Below are 6,918 nucleotides of genomic sequence, written 5' to 3'. Positions count from 1 at the left end.
TCTTGGGAAAACCCCGCACCTCACGGTGCGGGGTTTTCTGCGTTGTACAGGAATGAATTCTGAGTCCTGAGAAGACGGACCCCTCAGGACTCAGAGACGGCCCGCGGCCTTCAACACCAGGTAGGCGTCCGCCAACGCCGGCGCCAGATCCTCCGGTGTCGCATCCACGACTGTCACGCCATGGCGACGCAGCTGTTCGGCCGTCCGTGTGCGTTCCGCCTGGGCCTGTGCCGCCGCCGCGGCCTCGTACACCGCATCCGTGCTTCCCCGGGCCGTCGCCATACGGGCGATGTACGGGTCGGCCACCGATGCGAGCAGAACCGTGTGCCGCTGGGTGAGGCGGGACAGTACCGGAAGGAGCCCCTCCTCGATGGGGGCCGCTTCGAGTGCGGTCAGCAGGACGATCAGGGATCGGCGCGATGCCGTGCGCAGTGCGGTGGCCGTGAGGCCGCGGGCATCCGTCTCGACGAGCTCCGGCTCCAGCGGGGCCATGGCGTTCACCAGCGAGGGGAGAACCTCGCGGGCGGCCCGGCCCTGGACCAGGGCGCGTACCCGGCGGTCGTAGGCGAGCAGGTCCACGCGGTCGCCGGCCCGGGAGGCCAGGGCAGCCAGCAGAAGGGCCGCATCCATGGAGGAGTCCAGGCGGGGGGCGTCGCCGACCCGTCCGGCGGAGGTACGGCCGGTATCCAGGACAAGAAGGATGTGGCGGTCGCGTTCGGGGCGCCAGGTTCGTACTGCGACCGAGTTCTGGCGTGCAGTCGCGCGCCAGTCGATGGATCGGGTGTCGTCCCCGGGGACATAGTCGCGCAGGCTGTCGAACTCGGTGCCCTCGCCGCGCGTCAACACGCTGGTGCGACCGTCCAGTTCACGGAGACGGGCCAGCTTGGAAGGAAGGTGCTTGCGGCTGGTGAAGGGAGGCAGGACCCGTACCGTCCACGGGACCTTGTGCGTGCCCTGACGGTAGAGGAGACCGAGAGGCCCGTAGGAGCGGATCGTGACCCGGTCCGCGTGACGGTCGCCTCGCCGGGTGGGAAGCAGACGGGTTGTCAGTCGGCGGCGCTCTCCCGGAGGGACCGTCAGACGGTGGCGGGAGGCGGCCACTTCGGTGCCTGGCTGCCAGCTGCTGGGCGGCCAGGCGTCGCGCAGCTGTGCGCGAAGGGTACGGCCGGAGGGGTTGGTGACGGTGAGCGTCACATCGGCCGATTCGCCCAGGCGCACCGAAGCGTCGCCGGAACGGGTCAGGCCCAGTCTGCGTACGGGTGCGGCCAGCGCGAAGTCGCAGGCGCAGGCCAGGGCGAGGGGACCGTTGACGGCGAGGATGCCCGTCCAGCCGGGTTCCCAGATGCCGACCGGGAGGGTGCCGAGTGCCGCGAGGAGGGCGGCGCGTCCGGTGAGTGCCATCAGCGGGGGACGGGAACGTGGGCGAGGATCGCGTTGATGACCGAGTCGGCGGTCACCCCTTCCATCTCTGCCTCCGGGCGGAGTTGCACACGGTGACGGAGTGTCGGAAGAGCCAGTGCCTTCACGTCGTCGGGGATGACGTAGTCACGGCCCGTCAGCCAGGCCCAGGCGCGGGACGTGGCGAGGAGCGCCGTCGCGCCACGGGGCGACACACCCAGGGTGAGGGACGGGGATTCACGGGTGGCTCGGCAGATGTCCACCACATACGCGGCGATCTCCGGGGACACCGTGGTCTTGGCGACTGCGGCGCGGGCCGCCTCGAGGTCGGCCGCGTTCGCGACGGGGCGTACGCCGGCGGCGCGCAGGTCGCGCGGGTTGAAGCCCGCGGCATGGCGGGTGAGGACGTCGATCTCGTCCTGACGGCTGGGCAGAGGGATCGTCAGTTTGAGGAGGAATCGGTCGAGTTGGGCTTCGGGGAGGGGGTAGGTGCCCTCGTACTCGACGGGGTTCTGTGTCGCGGCCACCAGGAACGGGTCGGGGAGCCGGCGCGGGGTGCCGTCGACCGTCACCTGGCGTTCCTCCATGGCTTCGAGGAGGGACGACTGGGTCTTGGGCGGGGTGCGGTTGATCTCGTCCGCGAGGAGAAGGTTGGTGAAGACCGGGCCCGGCTGGAAGGAGAACTCGGCGGTCCGGGCGTCGTACACGAGTGAGCCCGTGACGTCGCTGGGCATCAGGTCGGGTGTGAACTGGACGCGCTTGGTGTCGAGTGCGAGTGCGGACGCGAGGGCGCGGACGAGCAGTGTCTTGGCGACCCCGGGTACTCCTTCGAGGAGTACGTGTCCACGGCACAGGAGGGCGACGACGAGGCCGGTCACTGCGGGGTCCTGGCCGACCACGGCTTTGGCGATCTCGGCGCGCAGGTCCTCCAGAGAGGCGCGGGCGGTGCCCGGGTCCCCGGTGTTCCCGGCGTTGTCAGTGGTCGGGTCCATCATGGACGGCGTACCTCTCTTTCGAGGGCGTCGAGTTGGTCGGCGAGGGCGATCAGGGCCGCGTCGTCGCCGGGCGGCGGGCCGAAGAGGAGGGAGTGCAGGGCTTGTCCGTCGCCGTGGAGGTGCGCGGACAGGGCGGGCAGCAGGGCCTCGGGCGCATGCGCCTGGCCGAGGGGGATGCCGACGAGGGGGGCGAGGCGGCTGCGGGTGGTGGAGCGCAGGGCGGAGGCGGCGCGGTCGCGGGCGCTCGCCTTGCGGTAGAGGCGGGCGCGGCCTTCCACGGTTTCGGAGGCGCGGATCGCGACGGGGAGTTTTTCGGGGACGAGCGGGCCGAGCCGGCGCGCTCGCCAGAGGGCGGCCAGGGCCGCGGCGATGAAGAGCTGCAGCGTGCCCCAGAGCCAGCTCGAGGGGAGCAGGTCCAAAAAGCTCCGCTTGCCCGAATCGGTGGTCGAGGTGTCGGACAGCGAGGGGAGGTACCAGACCAAGTGGGAACGGGAACCGAGCAGTTGGAGGGCGAGCGAGGCGTTGCCCTGTTTGTCGAGGCGGTTGTTGTAGAGGATGTCGGGCGCGCCGAGTACGACGGTGTCGCCGCCTTTGGAGGCGGCGGGAAGGCGCACCAGGGTGGGCAGGCCGTCACTGGGGTAGCACGTGTCGGCGTCGGAGTCCCTCGTGAGGTAGCGGATCCCTCCCGTCTCGGCGGTGCCCGCTCGCCGGGCGGCGGGCAGTTCGCAGCCGGCGTTCAGTGTCGGGTCGAGGGCGACGGCGGGGTCGGCCGAGACGCCGGGGGCGAGACCGGCGACGGATGTGTCGGGGGCGACCAGGATCGTGCGGCCGCCGGAGTCCGTCACCGCCTTGCGCACCAGGTCCTGTTGACGGTGCGTCAAAAGGTCGGGCACGGCGATCAGGAGCGTGGTGTCGGGACCGACGGAGGCTCGTGCCTCGTCGAGGGTGGTGACCACACGCGTGGAGACGCCCCGGTCGGCGAGGAGTGCGGCGACGGCGTGACTGCCGTAGGGGTCGGCGGAGCGCGGGTCGAGTCTGCCGTGGTGGGTGCCGGAGCGGATGACGGCGATCACGACGCCGCCGACGAGGAGCAGCGCGACGGCGAGCAGGACACCGCGTGCCCGGGTCCACACCTGTCGTGCGGTGGGGGAGGCCGAGGTGGACGGAAGCGTGGCCTCGGAGGTCATCCGGCGGCTCCCTGGCGGGCGTTGTGGGCCGTGCTGTGGTCGCTGGTGGCGAGCTGGGGTTTGGTGCGCTCCAGCTCGTCGTCGAGGGCGGCGAGCCTGCGGTACGTTTCTTCGCCCGCGGCCCGGCCGCCGTACGTGACGTCGTCGAAGTCGCGGGCGGCGGCGCGTAGGCGGTCCGCGTGTCCGGGGAGCGCGCGGCCGGCCTCGGAGGCGGCCTCGTCGGCCGTGCGGCCTGGGCGTTCGTCGAGGAGGGCGCGTTCCTCCAGGGAGCGGACGACGGCGCGCATGCGTTCCTGGACGGCATGGTTCCAGTGGCCCTGGGCGGCGTGTGCCTCGGCGGCCGCGCGGTGTTCGGCGGCGCTGCGCGGACGGTCGTCGAAGAGCGCCGCGGACGAGGTGGGGGTGCGGCGCGGAGTGCCCAGGCGCCACCACAGCGCCCCGATGAGCGCCAGGACCGCCAGCACGATGACGAGGAGGCCGACCGAGCCGCCGGGCGTCGCGGTCGAGGCGGCGTTGAAGAGCCCGTCCACCCAGTTCCAGAAGGCGTTCAGGGCGCGCTGGAGCAGGCTGGGGTCGTTCTCGTGGTACATCCGCCTGGACAGTTCGCGCCGGGCAGCCTCTCGCGCGGGGTCGCGCGAGATCGTCACCGGTGGTTCGTCGCCGGAGCGCCACAGCACCGGTACGACTCTCAGTACTCCCCCCGCCGGGCTCACCGCATCAGCTCCCCGGGGTGGTGCCGGGGACGGGGGAGCCGTAGCCCTGGATGCCGGCGGCGCGGGCCAGGTCGAGGTCGAGGGCCTCGCGGCGGATGCGCTGGTCGATGTAGAGGAGCACATTCACCCCGGCGGTGATCGGGAAGGTGAGCATGCGCCCGATCACCGAGCCGATGCCGCTGACGATGAGGAACGTCCAGCCGAAGCCGCCGGTACCGCTGCCGTTGACGAGGCCGGTGATGCCCCCGCCGCCGAGTGCCCCGGCGATGAAGGCGAAGGGGATCACGATGATCGACGACACGATGCCGGCGATGAGCTGCCCCAGCAGCTGGATCCCGAAGACCCGCCACCACGAGCCGCGCACCAGCTTCACGGAGCGGCTCAGCGACTTGCGGATGCTCTGCTTCTCCAGCATGAGCGCGGGCGAGGCGAGCGAGAAGCGGATCATGATCCAGGTGGCGACCACGGAGGCGGCGAGGCCACCGAGGACGGCCAGCCCGATACCCGCGACGGTCGAGCCGGTCACCGCGACGATGATGCCGGGCAGTGCGCCGACGGCGATGATCGCGAAGGCCATGAGCGGCAGCAGGAGCGTGAGGCCGAGCAGCCTCATCAGTTGTGGGCGGGCGTCGCTCCAGGCTTCCGCTGTGGTCACCGACCTGCCGAGCACCGCCCGGCTGGTGACCATGGTGAGCAGGGCCGTCGCGACGATGGTGCCGAGCAGGGCGACCAGGAAGACGGCGCCGGAGCTCAGCAGCGAGTCGGCCAGGGCGCGGCTCACCTCGCCCGGGGAGGCGCTCGGGTTGCTGAGGCTGTTCGTGGTCGTGCTGCTCTTCAGGGCAAAGCCCTGGATCAGGATGACGACGATCTCCGTGACGACCGAGACGGTGAGCGAGATGCCGAGGACCGTGCGCCAGTAGGTACGCATGGTGGAGACGGCGCCGTCGAGGATCTCACCGACGCCGAGCGGGCGCAGCGGGATCACGCCGGGCTTCGCTGCGGGCGGCGGACCCCAGGCGCCGCCCCAGCCGCTGTATCCGCCGGGGCCGCCGTATCCGCCGCCCGGGCCGCCGTAGCCCCCGGGGCCGGCGGGAGCTTGGGTGCCCCAGCCGGGGCCGGGAGGAGGAGGTGGCGGGGACTGGCCGGGACCCTGGGGGTGAGGAGCGGTCCATTGCCCGGGCGGGGGCTGCTCCTTGGACCACTTCGACGGCGACTGCGGCTGATCGGCGCCGCCCTGGTCCGAGGGCTGCTCCGGGGGCTGCGCACCGGAGGCGCCCGGGTGCCCGTCGGAGGGGGCAGATCCGGGCGAGGCCCAGCCCGGAGTGTCTTTCATCGTCGCTCCTTCTCAGTGCCGTTCCGCGGTTGCGGCGGCGAGTTGGCAGCCATCGTGCCACGCTGCGCGCGGGAAGGAACCGGGGGTGGTTGTTGGCTGCACGCCTTCAATTGTCGAGGCGGTAGGGGGCAGACTGACCGCATGGCTGATCAGTACGCGCAATCCGGCGAGGACAACCCGTCGGCGGCGATACCCGCGATCCGCTGGGACGAGCCGCCCGAAGGCCCGGTACTGGTGCTTCTCGACCAGAGAAGGCTGCCGGTCGAGGAGGTCGAGCTCGTGTGCACGGACGCGCCCGCGCTGGTGGAGGCGATCCGCACCCTCGCCGTGCGCGGGGCGCCGGTGCTCGGGCTGGCCGGGGCCTACGGTGTCGCGCTCGCAGCGGCGCGCGGGTTCGACGTGGATGAGGCCGCTGCCGCGCTGGCGGGGGCCCGGCCCACCGCGGTGAACCTCGCCGTGGGTGTGCGCAGGGCTTTGGCCGCCTACCGGGCGGCGCTGGCCGGCGGCGGTGACCAGGGACGGGCCGCCGAGGCCGCGCTTGCGGCCGCGCGGGCGCTGCATCGGGAGGACGCCGAGGCCAGCGCGCGGATGGCGCGGCACGGTCTGGCGCTGCTGGACGAGCTGCTGCCGGGCGGCGGGCACCGGGTGCTCACGCACTGCAACACCGGTGCGCTGGTGTCCGGCGGGGAGGGCACGGCCTTCGCGGTGGCGCTGGCGGCGCATCGGAGGGGGCGGCTGCGCAGGCTGTGGGTGGACGAGACGCGGCCGTTGCTGCAGGGTGCTCGCTTGACGGCGTACGAAGCGGCTCGCAACGGGATGGCGTACACCTTGCTCACGGACAATGCGGCGGGTTCGCTGTTCGCGGCAGGAGAGGTGGACGCCGTACTGGTCGGGGCGGACCGGATCGCGGCCGACGGTTCGGTGGCGAACAAGGTGGGGAGCTACCCCCTTGCCGTGCTGGCGAGGTACCACCATGTGCCGTTCATCGTGGTGGCGCCGGTGACGACGGTGGATCCGGACACGCCGGACGGGGCGTCCATCGAGGTGGAGCAGCGGGCCGGTCACGAGGTGACGGAAGTCACGGCGCCTCGGGTGCCGGTGGCAGGAACGGAAGCGGGAGGCGGGATACCGGTGGCACCCCTGGGGACTCAGGCGTACAACCCGGCGTTCGACGTGACGCCGCCCGAACTGGTGACGGCGATCGTCACCGAGGAGGGTGTCGTGTCCCCCGTGACGGGCGAGGCACTCGCTGTGCTGTGTGACAGGTCACGCCAGGTAACGATTTAGTTAAT

Annotated in this window: 6 protein-coding genes; 1 reads left to right on the top strand and 5 read right to left on the bottom strand. The window is 71.9% G+C overall.

Annotated elements, in window-relative coordinates; all coding sequences use genetic code 11:
• Nucleotides 1–90: 90 nt before the first annotated feature.
• The 5 genes from AAW14_RS32590 to AAW14_RS32570 are packed head-to-tail and all read right to left on the bottom strand — an operon-like array spanning nt 91 to nt 5,626.
• Nucleotides 91–1,401: a DUF58 domain-containing protein gene (locus tag AAW14_RS32590; protein ID WP_265568030.1), complete on the bottom strand. Its 1,311-nt coding sequence runs from the start codon at nt 1,399–1,401 to the stop codon at nt 91–93.
• Nucleotides 1,401–2,390: an AAA family ATPase gene (locus tag AAW14_RS32585; protein WP_265568035.1), complete on the bottom strand. Its 990-nt coding sequence runs from the start codon at nt 2,388–2,390 to the stop codon at nt 1,401–1,403. The genes AAW14_RS32590 and AAW14_RS32585 overlap by 1 nt, the downstream gene beginning before the upstream one ends.
• Nucleotides 2,390–3,580 carry a DUF4350 domain-containing protein gene (locus AAW14_RS32580; protein WP_265568029.1) on the bottom strand — a complete coding sequence of 397 codons (1,191 nt, stop codon included), beginning with the start codon at nt 3,578–3,580 and terminating at the stop codon, nt 2,390–2,392. The genes AAW14_RS32585 and AAW14_RS32580 overlap by 1 nt, the downstream gene beginning before the upstream one ends.
• On the bottom strand, nt 3,577–4,293 hold the full coding sequence (locus tag AAW14_RS32575; RefSeq protein WP_265568028.1) for a DUF4129 domain-containing protein: 717 nt from the start codon (nt 4,291–4,293) through the stop codon (nt 3,577–3,579). Before AAW14_RS32575 ends, AAW14_RS32580 begins: the two co-directional genes overlap by 4 nt.
• A gap of 4 nt (nt 4,294–4,297) precedes the next feature.
• On the bottom strand, nt 4,298–5,626 hold the full coding sequence (locus tag AAW14_RS32570) for a glycerophosphoryl diester phosphodiesterase membrane domain-containing protein (protein ID WP_265568027.1): 1,329 nt from the start codon (nt 5,624–5,626) through the stop codon (nt 4,298–4,300).
• Between the two features lie 141 nt (nt 5,627–5,767).
• Between AAW14_RS32570 and mtnA the strand changes: the two genes are divergently transcribed.
• Nucleotides 5,768–6,913 carry an S-methyl-5-thioribose-1-phosphate isomerase gene (mtnA, locus tag AAW14_RS32565; protein WP_265568026.1) on the top strand — a complete coding sequence of 382 codons (1,146 nt, stop codon included), beginning with the start codon at nt 5,768–5,770 and terminating at the stop codon, nt 6,911–6,913.
• The last annotated feature ends 5 nt before the right edge of the window (nt 6,914–6,918 follow it).

This window comes from Streptomyces hygroscopicus, assembly GCF_026168105.1.
Lineage (GTDB): Bacteria > Actinomycetota > Actinomycetes > Streptomycetales > Streptomycetaceae > Streptomyces > Streptomyces hygroscopicus_D.
This window is presented reverse-complemented; position numbering and strand designations above follow the sequence as displayed.